17 protein-coding genes and 1 pseudogene are annotated in these 14,490 nt (G+C 68.7%); 10 read left to right on the forward strand and 8 right to left on the reverse strand.

Features of this window, described 5'->3' with window-relative positions; translation table 11 throughout:
- Nucleotides 1–19 precede the first annotated feature (19 nt).
- Together ACTWQA_RS42885 and ACTWQA_RS42890 are read right to left on the reverse strand one after the other, a co-directional pair.
- A complete protein-coding gene (locus ACTWQA_RS42885; RefSeq protein ID WP_443164622.1) occupies nucleotides 20–748 on the reverse strand; it encodes a hypothetical protein in 729 nt (242 codons plus the stop codon).
- Nucleotides 735–1,247 (reverse strand): SigE family RNA polymerase sigma factor, encoded by a 513-nt coding sequence (locus ACTWQA_RS42890; RefSeq protein ID WP_443164623.1) that lies wholly within the window; start codon nucleotides 1,245–1,247, stop codon nucleotides 735–737. Before ACTWQA_RS42890 ends, ACTWQA_RS42885 begins: the two co-directional genes overlap by 14 nt.
- 143 nt (nucleotides 1,248–1,390) lie before the next feature.
- Between ACTWQA_RS42890 and ACTWQA_RS42895 the strand changes: the two genes are divergently transcribed.
- Nucleotides 1,391–2,278, forward strand: coding sequence for a hypothetical protein (locus ACTWQA_RS42895; RefSeq protein WP_443164624.1), 888 nt, complete (start codon nucleotides 1,391–1,393; stop codon nucleotides 2,276–2,278).
- Nucleotides 2,279–2,380: 102 nt separating this feature from the next.
- Here ACTWQA_RS42895 and ACTWQA_RS42900 read toward each other — a convergent pair whose 3' ends face one another.
- From ACTWQA_RS42900 to ACTWQA_RS42910, 3 genes and pseudogenes are all read right to left on the reverse strand, one after another.
- Nucleotides 2,381–2,857, reverse strand: a complete 477-nt coding sequence (locus tag ACTWQA_RS42900) for a hypothetical protein (RefSeq protein ID WP_443164625.1) — start codon at nucleotides 2,855–2,857, stop codon at nucleotides 2,381–2,383.
- 173 nt (nucleotides 2,858–3,030) lie between these two features.
- Entirely contained in the window at nucleotides 3,031–3,651 is a 621-nt protein-coding gene (locus ACTWQA_RS42905) for an MFS transporter (RefSeq protein WP_443164626.1), read from the reverse strand.
- Nucleotides 3,652–3,718: 67 nt separating this feature from the next.
- Nucleotides 3,719–4,120 (reverse strand): annotated as a pseudogene (locus tag ACTWQA_RS42910) (MFS transporter); the annotation flags it as partial.
- Nucleotides 4,121–4,410: 290 nt separating this feature from the next.
- Between ACTWQA_RS42910 and ACTWQA_RS42915 the strand changes: the two are divergent.
- The 6 genes from ACTWQA_RS42915 (at nucleotide 4,411) to ACTWQA_RS42940 (ending at nucleotide 9,630) form a co-directional block, all read left to right on the forward strand.
- A complete protein-coding gene (locus ACTWQA_RS42915; protein ID WP_443164627.1) occupies nucleotides 4,411–4,770 on the forward strand; it encodes a LysR family transcriptional regulator in 360 nt (119 codons plus the stop codon).
- A complete protein-coding gene (locus ACTWQA_RS42920; protein ID WP_443164672.1) occupies nucleotides 4,770–5,348 on the forward strand; it encodes a LysR substrate-binding domain-containing protein in 579 nt (192 codons plus the stop codon). The genes ACTWQA_RS42915 and ACTWQA_RS42920 overlap by 1 nt, the downstream gene beginning before the upstream one ends.
- Before the next feature lie 142 nt (nucleotides 5,349–5,490).
- Nucleotides 5,491–6,450, forward strand: a complete 960-nt coding sequence (locus ACTWQA_RS42925) for an NAD(P)H-dependent flavin oxidoreductase (protein WP_443164628.1) — start codon at nucleotides 5,491–5,493, stop codon at nucleotides 6,448–6,450.
- A gap of 669 nt (nucleotides 6,451–7,119) precedes the next feature.
- Nucleotides 7,120–8,013 (forward strand): alpha/beta fold hydrolase, encoded by an 894-nt coding sequence (locus ACTWQA_RS42930; protein ID WP_443164629.1) that lies wholly within the window; start codon nucleotides 7,120–7,122, stop codon nucleotides 8,011–8,013.
- A gap of 439 nt (nucleotides 8,014–8,452) precedes the next feature.
- Nucleotides 8,453–8,962: a SigE family RNA polymerase sigma factor gene (locus tag ACTWQA_RS42935; protein WP_305924833.1), complete on the forward strand. Its 510-nt coding sequence runs from the start codon at nucleotides 8,453–8,455 to the stop codon at nucleotides 8,960–8,962.
- Entirely contained in the window at nucleotides 8,962–9,630 is a 669-nt protein-coding gene (locus tag ACTWQA_RS42940) for a hypothetical protein (RefSeq protein ID WP_443164630.1), read from the forward strand. The genes ACTWQA_RS42935 and ACTWQA_RS42940 overlap by 1 nt, the downstream gene beginning before the upstream one ends.
- 351 nt (nucleotides 9,631–9,981) lie before the next feature.
- On the opposite strand, the gene nhaA is transcribed toward ACTWQA_RS42940, so the two are convergent.
- Nucleotides 9,982–11,292 (reverse strand): Na+/H+ antiporter NhaA, encoded by a 1,311-nt coding sequence (nhaA, locus tag ACTWQA_RS42945; RefSeq protein WP_443164631.1) that lies wholly within the window; start codon nucleotides 11,290–11,292, stop codon nucleotides 9,982–9,984.
- Nucleotides 11,293–11,469: 177 nt separating this feature from the next.
- Here nhaA and ACTWQA_RS42950 point away from each other — a divergent pair, with 177 nt between their 5' ends.
- Together ACTWQA_RS42950 and ACTWQA_RS42955 are read left to right on the forward strand one after the other, a co-directional pair.
- On the forward strand, nucleotides 11,470–11,628 hold the full coding sequence (locus ACTWQA_RS42950; protein ID WP_443164632.1) for a hypothetical protein: 159 nt from the start codon (nucleotides 11,470–11,472) through the stop codon (nucleotides 11,626–11,628).
- Nucleotides 11,629–11,665: 37 nt separating this feature from the next.
- Nucleotides 11,666–12,031, forward strand: a complete 366-nt coding sequence (locus tag ACTWQA_RS42955; protein ID WP_443164633.1) for a hypothetical protein — start codon at nucleotides 11,666–11,668, stop codon at nucleotides 12,029–12,031.
- A 39-nt stretch (nucleotides 12,032–12,070) separates the two neighbouring features.
- Here ACTWQA_RS42955 and ACTWQA_RS42960 read toward each other — a convergent pair whose 3' ends face one another.
- Together ACTWQA_RS42960 and ACTWQA_RS42965 are read right to left on the reverse strand one after the other, a co-directional pair.
- Complete coding sequence (locus ACTWQA_RS42960; protein WP_327588323.1) at nucleotides 12,071–12,544, reverse strand: VOC family protein; 474 nt, start codon at nucleotides 12,542–12,544, stop codon at nucleotides 12,071–12,073.
- Between the two features lie 261 nt (nucleotides 12,545–12,805).
- Nucleotides 12,806–13,291: an RrF2 family transcriptional regulator gene (locus ACTWQA_RS42965; protein ID WP_443164634.1), complete on the reverse strand. Its 486-nt coding sequence runs from the start codon at nucleotides 13,289–13,291 to the stop codon at nucleotides 12,806–12,808.
- 259 nt (nucleotides 13,292–13,550) lie between these two features.
- On the opposite strand from ACTWQA_RS42965, the gene ACTWQA_RS42970 reads away from it, so the two are divergent.
- A complete protein-coding gene (locus tag ACTWQA_RS42970) occupies nucleotides 13,551–14,468 on the forward strand; it encodes an NADP-dependent oxidoreductase (RefSeq protein ID WP_443164635.1) in 918 nt (305 codons plus the stop codon).
- Nucleotides 14,469–14,490: the final 22 nt, after the last annotated feature.

Below are 14,490 nucleotides of genomic sequence, written 5' to 3' on the forward strand. Positions count from 1 at the left end.
CGAGAGCGGCCACTCGGCATCACAGGGTGGACGTCAGCCCTTCCGCGATCTTCTTCAGCTCGGCCGTGACGGCCTCGACGCCAGAGAACTCCTTGACATACATGGGGCTGACCATGATCTCGGCCCACTGCCTGTCGCCCATTCTGAGGAAGAGAGTCGGGGTGCCCTTCATGCCGTCCTCACCGACGTCCTGCACGACCAGGTAGCCGCCCCGGTCGCCGATGGCCACCTCCTCGCCCTCCCCCTCCTCGCGATATCCCTGGATCCGGTCGTCGACCTCCTGGACGGCCTCCCCCTCGTACATGTAGATCTGGACTCGATAGGAGCCTCTGTCGTCGCCCTCGTAGTTGTACGCGGTCGAGTACCTGTCGCCGAAGTCCACCGACCATTCGGACCACTGCAGCCGCTCAGGCAGATATCCCACCTTGACGTGCCCGAACTCCCTCCCGTCGCCCAGGTTCCCGAGGTCCGGCGGTTCGGACCGCAGAGGCGGAGTGTCGTCGATGGCAGGCGGTTCCGGTACTGCGGAGATCGTGGCCTGCTCGCCGGTCGTGGCGACTGAACCGGCGGTCAGGTAGGCGACGGGCGCGACGACGACGGCCACGGACGCGGCCACCGCCGCGGCCTTGGCCCTCCTCCTCCGGTTCCGGTGGGAGTGCACCACCCGCGTCAGCAGGTCGGGCGCGGCCTGCAGCCTCGCGGTCTCGTCCGCCATGAGCCGGCGGATCTCGTCCTCAAGCGTGGGCATTCTTGATCACTCCTTCCACTGTTTCCCTGCCGAGCGCCGAGCGGAGCTTGGCCAGGGCCTTCGACGCCTGGCTCTTGACCGTGCCGAGCGCGCATCCGAGCACCTCGGCGGTCTGCGTCTCGCTCAGGTCCTCCCAGTACCGCAGGACGATCACCGCGCGCTGCCGGGGCGGCAGGGCGCGCAGCGCGTCCATGAGCACATGGACCAGGTCGGGGTCGCCGGCGCGGGCCGACGTCTCTGGCGGGCTGTGCATGGGAATGATGCTGAGGATCGCCCGGCGGCGGGCGCGGCTGATGGCAGCGTTGATGATGACGCGGCGCACGTAGGGCTCCGGGCTGTCGTGGCGGACCCGGTCCCAGTTCTTGTAGGTACGCTCGAGCGCCGTCTGCAGCAGGTCCTCGGCCTCCGTCTCGTCGCCACAGGCGAGATAGGCGACCCGCAGCAGGCTCGTGGCACGTGCGGCCACAAAGGCGCCGAAGTCATGCTCCGCGCCGCTCACGGCTGTCTGTCCGATGTCACGCCTCCTAATACGCTTCGGCCTTCCGCGACGGTTGCCCGCTGACGCGAACCCTTTCGCGGGCAACCGTCAGGGCAGCCCCAGGCGTATGGATAGTCGTGACTTCGAATCCATGGAGCAAACTGATGAGGTTCGCGACCGCGCCGGCTCGGCGGCTGATCGCTCTCGGCGTCGGCCTGGCCGTGGGCGCCACCGTCCTGAGCGCACCCGCGGCTGCCGCTCCCCCGGAGGGCGCCTACTGGCACACCAGGGCACTGATGACCTCCACCCACCCCTGGCGGTTCGGCACCAAGTCGGACCCCTATTCGCTGGTCCAGCAGCGGATCTCGGAATCGTGGAGCGCCCCCGACGGCAGGAGGTGGTTCGGATACCGGGAACTGGGGACGCAGCCGGCGACCGCGGCGGACAAGAAGGCGTGGCAGCGTGACGGCTCCCCCTCCAAGTGGAGCGAATCGATCGACGGCAAGACCGTGAAGTTGTCCACCGAGCCCTCCAAAGGTCGCATGGTCCCCGTGCGGGAACGGAACCAGTTCCTGCTCGCCGGGCAGTGGCTGACGTACGACGAGGTTCAGCGCCTGCCCGCCGACCCGAACCGTCTGAAGGACTGGCTCACGAAGGCGGGCCAGGTGAGCCGGCTCCAGGACATTTCCATCCCCGGGTGGCTCACGTCGACCCTGCCTCAGCTCCTGCACGCCCTTCCCGCTCCGAAGGAGGTCCGCGCGGCGGCCTTCCAGGCTCTGCTGACAATGCCGGGCGTCCGCGCCGACGGCAATGCGAAGGACAACCTGGGCAGATCTGGCGCCGTCGTCGTGATCGACAGATCGAACGGGACGGGAGAGAAGGCGACCTCCGTCCAGCTGAGGCTGATCGTCGACACCGGCAGGATGGTGTTGCTGTCACAGGACCAGACGGTCATGCTCAACGGCAAGGCGTTCGCGCAGAAGTCGTTCAACGAGACGCTGGTCGAGGTCGGCTGGACCAACTCCCAGCCTGCCGTGCCGGCTCTCCCCTGAGGCGTGTCCGCGCTCACGGGCCCAAATTTGCGGTCTGGCCCGGCCGAGCACGGCGCGGACGGCCTGCCCCCATCGGGCGCAGGCCGTACCGCACCCTGCCACCTACGCGTCAGCCCGCGTGGACGCGTAGCCCTCCAGCCGCTGTAATGCCTGCCGGGCCGCACTGACCACGAGGATGCTCACCAGCAGGACCGTGAACATCACGAAGTACACCGTGTGTTCCTGAAGCTCGGCCCTGTCCGCGGCCCAGACATCGAGGACCGCGAAGGCTATGAACCAGCCCATCCAACCGAGGACCGAGGTAGCCAGCAGACCGACGTGCCGTCTGGTCAGCGCGATGACGGCGATGACGCCGAGCGCGAGCTCGACGGTCTTGGCCGTCCACAGGGCCGCGGGCACCCATTCGGCCCCCAGGCCGACGGTGGCTTCCAGGTAGCGGGTGATCTGGGGAACGCGGTCTTTCCAGCCGAGCGGCAGTTCGGCGAAGTTGCACACGCCGAACGCCGCGAGGAACACCCCGATGGGAACGAAGATCCGAGGCCAGCCGGCCTCCCTGACGTTGAGCAGTCTTTCGACCATGAGAATTCACCCCGTTTGTGTTGCTTGGACCCCCACTTCCTTGGACTCCCGCCAGGCAACGCCGTCTCTCGGAGTTGATCTCGAATACCTAACAAATCACCACATTTGCCACTTCTGCCGCAGGCGTGTCGGCCATCGGCTGCTGAAGCCGACAGGATGTCGTCGCATCCCCGTCAGGCGCGGCTCGGTGCCGGCTCCGGTTCGGCGAGGGGCGGCGCTGCGCGGCGGGGGAGCAGCAGCGGGGTCGCCAGCAGGAGCACGCCGGCCAGGCCGATGGCCGTACGCGGGCCGAGCAGGCCGCCGAGCACGCCCCAGACGGCCGTCAGGAGGGCGGTCGAGGCCTTGGTCGTCACCGCCCAGGCGGACAGCATGCGGGCGACCCGGTCGGTCGCGGTGCGCTCGAGGCGGTAAGTCGCGCAGATGGGGTTGAAGACCCCGCAGCAGAAGATGAGCCCAAGCTCGACGCCCATCACCAGCAACAGCCCTCCGGTGCCCGGCCCCAGGAAGGCCAGGCCGACGGACCAGAGCGCGCGCAGCGCCCCGGCCACGACCAGGACCTGGTGCTGCCCGAACCAAGTGACGAGCGGCCGGGCCAGCCGCGCACCGATCAGCCCACCGATCGCGGGCGCGGCGAAGGCGAGGCCGTACTGCCACGGTGCGAACCCAAGTTGGCCGAGCATCAGGACGGCCAGCAGCGGCCCGGTGGCCATCACCAGGCCGTTGAAAAGGGCGGTGTTGAACAACAGCCGGCGCAGCGTCGCGTCGGCGAGGATGTACCGCCAACCGTCGAGCAAGGTCCCCGGCCCGCATGCGCGCGGCCTCCCGGCGCTGGTGCCGCGGCTCGTGCCCGCCCATCGCGCCGATGCCCAAGGCCGAGAGCAGGTAGCTGACCGCGTCGGCCACCACCGTCGCCACCGGACCGAGGAGCCCGATCGCCGCGCCGCCCAGCGGCGGTCCGATGATCGTGGTCGTCCAGGCCGTGGACTCGAATCGGGCGTTGGCGACCAGCAGGTCCTCGGCCTGCAGCAACGTCTTCAGGTATGCGCCGGAGGCGGCGCGGAAGGTGATGTCGGCCGCCGCGACGACGACCGAGACCAGCAGGAGCTGAAGGAAGGTGAGCACGCCGAGCGCGAACGCGATGGGGATCGTCAGCAGCGCCGCGAACCGCACCAGGTCCATCGCGATCAGCACCGGCCGCTTGCGGCGGAACTCCACCCACGGGCCGAGCGGCACCGCCACGGCCGCGCCCACCACAGCCCCCACGCAGGAAGAGCGCGGAGACCTCGGCCGGTCCGGCGTGCAACACCTGGATGGCGATCAGCGGGAACGCGCCGAAGGCCAGCCACGTACCGAGCGCGCTGGTCCCGTACGCCCCCCAGAGCCACCCGAACTGCCGCCCCAGCCGGTGCCCGCTCCTCATGCCCGACGCCCCTCACTATCCACCCGCACAACCGATCCGCGATCGGAAGCATCAAAGCGCGCGCCATACCCAGGGATCAAACAACTGCAAGGCCCTTCGCCACAACGAACGGTTGTGTTCATAAGGTATGGGCATGGACCTCGACACCGTCCGGACGTTCGTCGCCGCCGCCGACGCGGGGCAGTTTCAGGAGGCCGCCGCCGAGCTGGCGATCACCCAGCAGGCCGTCTCCAAGCGCATCGCCGTGCTGGAGCGCAACCTCGGCGTGCGGCTGTTCACCCGCACCGCGCGCGGCGCGGAGCTCACCATCGATGGGCAGGCGTTCCTGCCCCACGCGCGCGAGCTGCTGCGCGTCGCCGAGCGTGCGGTCGCGTCCGTGCGCGCCGGCAGCCGTCCGCTGCGCGTCGACGTGATCGCCTCGCGCAGCGCGGCTTCGGGCCTGATGCGCGGCTTCCACCGCGCGTACCCCCCGAGATCGAGCTCGACGTGGTGATGCTGTTCGATATCGAGAAGGCCGTCGCCGCCATTCGGTCCGGTGTGATCGACGCGTCCTTCCGCGCCGTCGCCGTGCCCGGCCGGCCCCTTCCCGACGACATCGAGTCCGTACGGGTGCTCGACGAGCCGCTCCAGCTCCTCACCGGCCCCGCCCATGCGCTGGCGTCCGCCCGGTCGGTGACCCTGACCCAGCTCGCCGGGCACCGGATCTGGATGCCCGGCATCGTCCCCGGTACCGAGTGGGCCGCCTACTACGACGATCTCGTCGCCGAGTTCGGCCTCACCATCGAGGCGACCGGCCCCAACTTCGGCTCCGACGCGCTCCTCGACACCATCGCCGACACCCCGGCCCTGGCCACTTTCATGGGCGAGCAGACCCGCCTCGTCTGGCCCGCCGGCCACGGCCTGCGCCGCATCCCGGTCACCGACCCCACGCCCGTCTACCCGCACTCGCTCTTGTGGCACCGCGACAACCCCCACCCAGCGCTGGCCACCCTCCGCGCCCACCTCGCCGCCACATCCCCCGGCCGCGAGGCCGCCGGGGCCTGGGCGCCGGGCTGGGTGATTCCGCGCTGAACGCCGCCGCGCCTATCCGGCGGAACCGACGACAGGACGCATCTCGCCACGCTGCAGAGCCGCATCCAAGTGGCGATCGTGGTTGGCGGAGAGCGGAAGCGCATGTGATCCCGTCTGCCGGAAGGGACGGCACGATGTGGGCATGACGTTGTCGACGGTGTTCACGGAGATGCTCGGCGTGCGGCATCCGATCGCGCTGGCGCCGATGGGTGGGTCAGCCGGTGGCGCGCTGGCCGCAGCCGTCTCTCGCGGTGGCGGGTTCGGGATTCTGGGCGGCGCGTACGGGGACCCGGAGTGGCTGGCACGTGAGGTCCCGATCGTCGCGGGCACCGAAGGGCCGTGGGGTGTCGGATTCCTGACCTGGGGCATCGATCTCGCTGCGGTGGAGCTGGCGCTGAGCTACGGCCCCAGCGCTGTGATGCTGTCCTTCGGCGATCCGAGCCCATACGCGGAGCATGTCCGCCGGGCAGAGGCTCTATTGATCCTCCAGGTCACCGATCTGGAGGAGGCCAAGCGGGCCGTGGACCTGGGCGCCGATGTGATCGTGGCTCAGGGAACCGAGAGCGGCGGGCACGGAGCCGCGCGCGGGCGGTCCACCTTGCCGTTCGTGCCCGCGGTGGTGGATCTCGTAGCTCCGGTGCCGGTACTGGCAGCGGGCGGGATCGCCGATGGGCGCGGTGTGGCGGCGGCTCTCGTGCTGGGTGCTGCCGGAGCACTCATCGGCACCCGCTTCCAGGCCACCACCGAGGCCCTTGTCCATCCCTCGATCACCAAGGCGATCCTCGAGGGGCGGGGTCAGGACACCGAGCGGAGCACCGTGCTGGACATCGCACGAGGCTCCAAGTGGCCGTCGAAGTACCCTGCCCGCACACTCGGCCACCCCTACCTTGACCGCTGGCGCGGCCGGGAGGCCGAGCTCGCGGCCGATCCTCAAGCCCTTCAGGACTACCAGGAGGACGTGGCACGCGGCGCGATCCCCCCGCTGCCGGTTTGGGCGGGCGAGGCCGTCGACCTCATCACCGACCTGCCCTCGGCGGAGGACCTGGTCACCGCGATGGCCACCCAGGCCGAGGACGCACTGAACCGAGCGGGACGCCGCTGATCCACCAACCGTCGGCACCGTTCCGGCTCGTTCGTCACGTGCCGCGATGAAACTACCGAGCCAGAGCGGTCACTCGGGCTGTTGAGCCCGTCTATGGTCGTTTGCTGTGCTGCTGCCGGCCGATGCATGCGCCAGGAGCCGACGCTGCGCTGTGCCCCTATCCGCTCGGCGGCGCCCATGCGATGCGGGCTGCTGCGTAACAGCATGCAAAGATGCGTCGCCCTCGGTCCTGTGCCCCCGCCCCTGACGGCGACACGGGCGCGCCTCCAGGGTCGGGCGTGGCTGAATTTTGACCGACGACCATCGACCCAAAGGTAAAAATTTCGGTCTGTCGCTATGCCATGACCCATATGGGCCGTTAACGTTACCGAAACTTTGGTTCCCCTATGACCGAAGTGGGGAGGGATGGGCGAACGCCCTGTCACGATGTTGAACGTCCTGTCGTTGTCCTCAGTGACATCTGCTTTCACCCCCATCACCCGTCTTGGTGCCGATGTGCTCCGGACAGGGACGCAGGTCGTCGGGAAGGTCTGCGACTGGGCGGGCGGGCTGCCGGCTGCGGTGCTGGCGATGCCCGCACCGCTGGTCAACCGTGGCAGGACCATTCCGCCTGCGGTTCTCTCCGCTACGGGGTCTCGTGTGGAAGTACGACCGCCGGGTGTGGCCCCGATGACCGTGGCGTACGAGCGGCGCGGAACCGGTGAGCCGGTGGTCTTGCTGCACGGCCTCGGGTCGAACCGGCAGGCGTGGGACGCGGTGGTGCCGTTGCTGACGGCCGAGCGTGACGTGATCACGGTAGATCTGCCGGGCTTTGGTGAGTCCCCCGATTTGCCCGACGGACAGCCCCGCGACCTGACCACCGTGGTGGCTGAGATGGGTGCGGTGTTCAGCGCGCTTGGGCTGGAGCGGCCGCACGTGGTCGGGCATTCCCTGGGCGGATTGATCGCGTTGCGGCTGGGCCAGGCCGGTCTCGCCCGCAGCGTGACGGCGGTGGCCCCGGCTGGGTTCTGGAGCCAGCCCGAGCGGTGGTACGCCTTTGCCGTACTGAACGCGGCCCGTCAGATCGCGCGCCTGCCGGAGCCGATCACGGCTTGGCTCTCGCAGACGATCCTGGGGCAGGCGGCCTTGACCGGCACCCTGTACATGCGCGCTGACCAGTCCGCGCCGGAGGCAGTGGCGGCGGCGCTGCGTGCGCTACGCCAGGCGATCGCGTTCCAGGCCACCATGCGCGCTGGGCGTGCACGGGACCTGTTCGTCGGGGACATCCCCGACCTCCCGGTGACCATTGCCTGGGGCACAGCCGACCGGGTCCTGCCGACGCGCCAGGCTGCGCGTGCGGCAGCCATGATCCCCCTGATGCGGATGGTGTGGCTGCCCGGATGCAGCCATATGCCGATGAACGACGCGCCCCAGCTGGTCGCGCAGGTCATCCTGCAAGCCACCGCCCCACGCTCCACGGCCGAGCGGAGTGTCGCGGACTCCAGGCCGGAGATCGCCATCCCTCGCCAGTCGACGGGCTCTCCCTCATCGGAGCGCCACGTACGTTTCGTGTTTGATGGCTAGACAGGGCCATGAATCTGTGGCACTACCTGCGACAACGCTGAGATGGAGCGCGACCGATCGCTCATTCGGCTCGCGACGCTTCAGGATGCCAAGGGCATGTCGCGTTCTTCGACGCCGGCAACCTCGCGCTACCGGTTCTAGTCAGGGCCCGGCTCGTCCGACTCGCGAACGAACGAGTTCACAGAGCTCACACTGTTGTTGTCGCTGGTTCAGCCGATGTGAGGGCTGCCTCCGTGGAGGTAGTGGCTGATCCTCAGCCGCATGGAGCGGTGCATGCCGTATGTGTCGAGCTCGTGCCGGGGTGCCCACGCCTTCGATGCCGATCTTGGTGGTACGGAATCATCTGGAGAGGAAACTCCGTAGCCGGCCCCGTTCCATGCAACCCGCGTCCGGGCTGGCGGCATCTCCTCTGGTGTGAAGCCATCTATCTGGGAGCCCGATGAGTCTTGATGAGGAGTACACCGCCTATGTGAGGGGCCGGCTGTCCTGGTTGCGGAAGATCGCTTACCCCTTGTGTCAGGACTGGCACCGCGCGGACGACCTGGTACAGACAGCGATAACACGGCTCTACGTCAAATGGCGCCAGGCGCGGGCGGCCGACGACCTCGACGCCTACGTACGGGTGATGCTGATCCGGGTCTTCCTCGCCGAACAGCGAAGGGGCTGGTTTTCGCGGGTACGGCTGACGTCCGCGATATCCCACCAGCCGCTCGAAAGCGGCGACCGGGACATGGCCATGGACATCCACCGGGCCCTCACTGCCGTCCCTCCGCGCCAGCGCGCCACCCTCGTACTGCGCTTTCATTGCGATCTGAGCGTGGAGCAGACCGCCCACGTGCTGGGCTGCTCCACCGGAACCGTCAAGAGCCAGACCGCCCGCGGCCTCGCCACTCTGCGCGCGATGCTCGGCGAGCCGGAATCCCGTCTAGCACGTGCGGAGGAATGCTGATGGATGTCAAGCAGGTGTTCGACTCGCTGGCGCGCGAGGAGCAGCCGCCTACCGCGGTGGACGTGAACCATGCCATTGGGGCAGGACGCGCCATGCGCAGACGTCATCGTGCGGCCGTCGCCGGGATCACGGCGACGGTGACGGTCGCCGCCGTCGTTGCGGCCTGGGCGGTTCGCCCGTGGCCGGGGCAGCGGGACGGCGTCGCCGTCGCTGTGCCCGCCGCGCCGTCCGCCACAGCCACGCCACGGCCCACCTACAAGGGATTCGCAGAACTGAAGAAGAAGTATCCCCCCAAGGGAAAGATCGCCTCCGTGCCACCGCTTGTCATGTGGCTGAGCGACGCACCCCGCAAGAACGAGCTCTTCCTTTGCGAGAGCGGACCGAACGGTAGCTCCTGCTCCGGATTTCCTCCACTCGCCGCCAACGAGTTCGCCCGCACGCAGGGCAAGCTTCGCGGTATAGACGTCTGGTTCGGTGTGGCCAAGGACGACGTTCACGGGGTGACGGCTGTCACAAAGGATGGGGGGAAGCTTCCAGGGAACCTCACACGAAGTGTCGGAGCGGGGCTCGGGCTATGGGCCGTGGAGTATCCCTCGGGAGCCGACGTGCGGAAGCTCGTCGTCATCGGCGCGAGAGGGGAGATCCTGCAGCGGATCAGACCCCAGTGACGAGCCTGACGGTTCACCATGGCCCGCCCGGTCATTTCGCTGCCGCCGCGCCCCCGGATCGGGTCTCGATGGTCTACCGACCATACGACCTGAACGACTCCGCCTGAAACCGCCAGATCAAGATGACGTGCCGCAGGGGTGAGCACGTGTCCCTCCCGACAACTTCATCCGGAAGGGACATTGGTCGGCCGCTGATGGCCCAGGCGATGAGGACCCAACGAGGGGCTTTGACGCGCGTCCGCTAAGGGTTTCCATGCCCTCCAGCACCTCGGCGTTGCCCTGCAACGAGTACCCCGCCTCGATCAGCAGCCGGCCCCGGACGCGGCGTGGCGGGCGACGACTGGAGGGAGACTAGGGCTGCTGGTAGAGGTCGGGGATCCCGTCGTGGTCGGAGTCGGCGGTCTCGGTCTGATGGATCCTCCGGTAGAGGCGGGCACGCAGCCGAAGGATCACTGTGGCCAGCAAGGCCGCGGCCAGTGAGCCGGCCAAGACCGCGATCTTGACCCGCGCGTCGGTCTCGCCCGTACCGAATGCCAGCTCTCCGATCAGCAACGACACGGTGAACCCGATGCCGGCCAGAACGGCCAGCCCGGCCATGTCGATCCAGGCAAGCCCTTCGTCCAGGGTGGCGCGGGTGAAGCGGGCCACCAGCCAGGTGGCGGCGAGGATGCCGACCGGCTTGCCGACCAGCAGCCCTGCGACGATCCCCATCGCCACGGGGTCACTCAGCGTGCCGGCCAGACCGTCGAGGCCGCCGAGGCCGACTCCGGCGGAGAAGAACGCGAAGACGGGCACGGCCACACCGGCGGAGATCGGCCGGAACCGGTGCTCGAAGTGCTCGGCCAGCCCCGGACCATCCGGGGTGCCATTGCGGGTGCCGGCCGGTGGTGTCCGGGATAGTACGGGGACGGTCAGCGCCAGCAGCCCCCCGGCCACAGTGGCGTGCACCCCCGAGGCGTGCACCAGCGCCCAGCAGGCGAACGCCAGCGGCAACAGCAGCCACCACGCCCGCACTCCACGCCGCACCAGTACAGCGAAGACCGCCAGCGGCACCATCGCTGCCAGCAGCGGGAGCATCGACAGGTGCGAGGTGTAGAAGGTGGCGATGATGACGATGGCGATCAGGTCGTCCACCACCGCCAGGGTCAGCAGGAAGGTGCGCAGCGCGTCCGGCAGGGAGCGGCCGATCACCGCGAGCACCGCCAGGGCGAAGGCGATGTCGGTGGCTGTCGGGATCGCCCAGCCTCTGGCTCCCGCTCCGCTGGCGACCGTCAGGTACACCAGTGCGGGCACCACCACACCGCCGACCGCCGCGGCCACCGGCACCGCGGCCCGGCGCAGGTCACGCAGGTCGCCGGCGACGAACTCCCGTTTGAGCTCCAGGCCGGCCACGAAGAAGAAGATGGCCAGCAGCCCGTCCGCGGCCCAGGTGGCCAGGTCGAGGTTCAGATGCAGCGCGGCGGGCCCGGCCTCGAGCGTCCGAAGGTCCTGGTAGGTCTGCGCCCACGGCGAGTTGGCCCAGATGAGTGCGGCGAGCGCGGCGGCCAGCAGCAGCGCCCCGCCGATGGTCTCCTTGCGCAGGATGTCGGCGATGCGTCGCGCTTCGGGCCACGTACTCCGGTTGAACAGGCGGGGAGTGCGTGTGGCGGTGGTGCCGGGCATGAAACTCCGCTCTAGGGGAGGGGTCGGGTCGCTCACTTGCCGACCAGGCTTCCCGGCACACCTGTCAAGAAGGTATCAGGACACGCAAAGAGCCACATAACGGGCCGTTCAGCTCCGCATGACTCGCTCACTTGCCGTCGGCAGGTTGCCGGGCGATCTTCTTGTCGCGCCTATTGCATGCGACAGAGCCACCCACGCCGCACCGACCGGCAGGGGCTGACGGTGTGGCGCATTCGTGCCCTGTCGGAGTTGGGAGCCAACGACCTGCTGCGATCAGGTGCTCGTGTCACCTCCGACCACGCCGAGTTCGAGTCCGCCCTCCCGACCCGGCCGTAGATCGCTATGCACGCGGGATCGACGGTAGGTTCTCGACATGCTGGACGGGCTGTACGAGATCGAGTGGGAGTCGCTGGAGCACAACTACGGCCGCACATGCCGTGTGGGCGATCAGTGGCGAGCTAGATCTGGTTGTGCCCTTCTGCAGGAGATCGTCCTGCCGTTGGGTGAGGGCCGGATGCTGCCGGTGAGGCGGGCCGCCGTGCGCTACCTCGGGAAGACCGGTCCTCGCGCCGCGTCCGTCGTACCCATCCTGCATCGAGCCCTCGCTACCGATCGCCGTCTCAGCCATGAGTCAGGATGGCGGGCCGTTCATGGAGATGAGGAGTTCCGCGACGAGATCCGGCACACCGTTGATCGGATCGGAAGATCGGCAACAGAGGAGGAGACTCGCTACGCATAGACGAAACGTATCGCCCATCTATGCGTAGCAACGCGAAGGTCAGCGGCCGGGGGCCCGCTTCTTGACCTCCTGGAGCACCCAGCCATTGCCGTCCGGGTCGCTGAAGGTGGCGTAGGAGCCGTAGTCGGCGCGGGCGGGGTGCGGGCCGGCCGCCCGCCCCTGGCCGCCGGTCTGGTGGGTGATCTCTCCGGCATCGTGGCCGTGGTAGAAGAGCCCTCCTGCGTCGTGGAAGATCTCGCTCACCTCGATGCCGCGGCCGACGAGCTCCACGCGGGCCTCCTCGAGGTCGGAGACGACGAGGTAGAGGCCCTGGACCGAGCCAGGCACAGCGGAGGTGATCCCCTTGCCGAATATGATCGAGCACTCGGAGCCGGGCGGCGTGAAGTGCACCGCGCGCCAATCCTCACTGACGGCTTTGTCGAGATCCAGACGGAATCCCGCCGCCTCGTAGAAGGCCTTGGCCCGGTCGACGTCGGACACGGGCAGCGCGATGAGTTCGAGTTTCAGATCCATCTGGGTTCATCTTTCTTGACGTCGGTGAATCGCACGCCGTGCGTCACCGGTTCAGCGGTTGGTTTCCGCCGGCGGCGCGGCACATGCCGCCCCGCCGAGCAGGTTTCTCTCTTGATCTACAGCCGTACCGTGTGCACGGCTGTCTGCGTCACGGCGGCCACTCGGCTGCCGCTCCGCCGGTCGACAATCAATAACATGGATATTTTTTATCCAGGTTCTCCTCCGGAAAGATCGCGCGGTCATGCCGCGCGGGGAAAAGGATCAGTCGCGCCCGAGTGCCTGGCGAACACGCGCGGCCACGGTGGGAGCATGTGCGTCGGCCGCGGCCTGCACGTCAGCCAGGCTCTGCTCGGCCAGCGCCTGTCGCCAGGCCGCTTCGGCCCGTCCCATGGCGATCTTGACCGCGCACGGCTCGGAGAAGCTGGAATCGGGGCATCGCTCCCCGATGGTGCCGCACTGACGGATCTCGGTACAGCGGAAGAGCGGCGCATCCCCCTCAATGGCAAGGACCACGTCCAGCACCGACACCGACGCAAGAGGGCGGGCCAGGCGAAAGCCACCCCGCGCACCCGGGACGGACTCGAGCAGGCCGGCTTTGACCAGCTGCTGCAGCAGCTTGTTCAGGTAGGACACCGACAGGTCGTGACCGGCGGCCAGCTGCGCGGTGGCCACCGGCTCGCCGCCCCCCGACCATGCCAGATTGAGCAGCGTATGCATCGCCCACTCGACGCCCTTGCCCGTTCGCATAACCTGGACATTAGTTATCCAGGTTCTGTCTGTCAAAAAATGCCTGCTCATCGGCCACGGTACGCCGCCCGGACGGTGTGGTGGTGCCCGACTCCGCCTGACGGGTCCGCGCAATCATGCCGGGCGAGCGGACTCGGTGGGACCGGCTGATGGTGGTGGGACCGAAGGACTCGCCGCAGCGACGTGGAACGGACCAAATCCCCCAACGGGCGGGTACGTTCGTCCTGCTCGATATCTTCACCACCGGCGAGGACCTGTCATGCAAGCCATCACCGTCCGAGACCGCTCCACCGGCCTGGCAGGGCTTTCCCTGACGGAGGAGCCATACCCCCACGCCGCCGAGAACGACGTCATCGTACGGGTGCACGCTGCCGGGTTCACCCGCGGAGAGCCAGACTGGCCGGCAACATGGACTGATCGCGCAGGCCGCGACCGGACGCCAAGTGTGCTCGGGCATGAGGTGTCGGGTGTCGTCGCCGAGCTGGGGTACGGAACCACCGGTCTGTCCATCGGCCAGCGGGTGTTCGGGCTGACCGACTGGGCCCGCAACGGATCGCTGGCTGAGTACGTGGCGGTCGAGGCCCGCAACCTCGCCCCCCTGCCGGCCGGCGTCGAACACACCGTGGCCGCTGCGCTGCCGATCTCAGGGCTGACGGCATGGCAGGGCCTGTTCGACCACGGCCGCCTCGCTGCCGGCCAGACCGTCCTGATCCACGGCGCCGCGGGCGCTGTCGGTTCCATCGCTGTGCAGCTCGCGCACGAGGCAGGAGCCAGGGTGATCGGCACCGGCAGGGGCGCCGCCAGAGACACGGCACTCGGGCTCGGCGTGGACGCCTTCGTGGACCTGCAGGCGGATTGCCTGGAAGATGCCGGCCAGGTCGACGTGGTGTTCGACGCGATCGGCGGCGACATCCTGGACCGCTCGGCTGCGTTGGTGCGCCCCGGCGGCACGCTCGTCACCATCGTCTCGCCGCCCATGGTCCGGCCTCGAGACGGGCAGGCGATCTTCTTCGTCGTCGAACCTGATCGCGACCGGCTCGCGGATCTGGCCCGGCGGCTGCGGGACGGACGGCTCCGCGTGATCGTCGGGGACGTGCGGACGCTCGCCGAGGCGCCCTCCGCGTTCGCCCAGCGCACTTTCGGCAAGACGATCATCCGGGTCGCGGAAGGCGATTAGCCTGTTACGTGCGGCGGACGGC

It is taken from the genome of Nonomuraea sp. 10N515B (assembly GCF_052245915.1).
Lineage (GTDB): Bacteria > Actinomycetota > Actinomycetes > Streptosporangiales > Streptosporangiaceae > Nonomuraea.

Excerpts from the sequence above, each read along its gene's own strand:
- ACTWQA_RS42930 (WP_443164629.1), top strand. The coding sequence starts at position 7,120 with ATGACCGTGGCGTACGAGCGGCGCGGAACCGGTGAGCCGGTGGTCTTG.
- ACTWQA_RS42925 (WP_443164628.1), top strand. The coding sequence starts at position 5,491 with ATGACGTTGTCGACGGTGTTCACGGAGATGCTCGGCGTGCGGCATCCG.
- ACTWQA_RS42885 (WP_443164622.1), bottom strand. The coding sequence starts at position 748 with ATGCCCACGCTTGAGGACGAGATCCGCCGGCTCATGGCGGACGAGACC.
- ACTWQA_RS42960 (WP_327588323.1), bottom strand. The coding sequence starts at position 12,544 with ATGGATCTGAAACTCGAACTCATCGCGCTGCCCGTGTCCGACGTCGAC.
- ACTWQA_RS42895 (WP_443164624.1), top strand. The coding sequence starts at position 1,391 with ATGAGGTTCGCGACCGCGCCGGCTCGGCGGCTGATCGCTCTCGGCGTC.
- ACTWQA_RS42935 (WP_305924833.1), top strand. The coding sequence starts at position 8,453 with ATGAGTCTTGATGAGGAGTACACCGCCTATGTGAGGGGCCGGCTGTCC.
- ACTWQA_RS42915 (WP_443164627.1), top strand. The coding sequence starts at position 4,411 with ATGGACCTCGACACCGTCCGGACGTTCGTCGCCGCCGCCGACGCGGGG.
- ACTWQA_RS42970 (WP_443164635.1), top strand. The coding sequence starts at position 13,551 with ATGCAAGCCATCACCGTCCGAGACCGCTCCACCGGCCTGGCAGGGCTT.
- ACTWQA_RS42950 (WP_443164632.1), top strand. The coding sequence starts at position 11,470 with ATGCGACAGAGCCACCCACGCCGCACCGACCGGCAGGGGCTGACGGTG.
- ACTWQA_RS42965 (WP_443164634.1), bottom strand. The coding sequence starts at position 13,291 with ATGCGAACGGGCAAGGGCGTCGAGTGGGCGATGCATACGCTGCTCAAT.
- nhaA (WP_443164631.1), bottom strand. The coding sequence starts at position 11,292 with ATGCCCGGCACCACCGCCACACGCACTCCCCGCCTGTTCAACCGGAGT.
- ACTWQA_RS42955 (WP_443164633.1), top strand. The coding sequence starts at position 11,666 with ATGCTGGACGGGCTGTACGAGATCGAGTGGGAGTCGCTGGAGCACAAC.
- ACTWQA_RS42900 (WP_443164625.1), bottom strand. The coding sequence starts at position 2,857 with ATGGTCGAAAGACTGCTCAACGTCAGGGAGGCCGGCTGGCCTCGGATC.
- ACTWQA_RS42920 (WP_443164672.1), top strand. The coding sequence starts at position 4,770 with ATGCTGTTCGATATCGAGAAGGCCGTCGCCGCCATTCGGTCCGGTGTG.
- ACTWQA_RS42940 (WP_443164630.1), top strand. The coding sequence starts at position 8,962 with ATGGATGTCAAGCAGGTGTTCGACTCGCTGGCGCGCGAGGAGCAGCCG.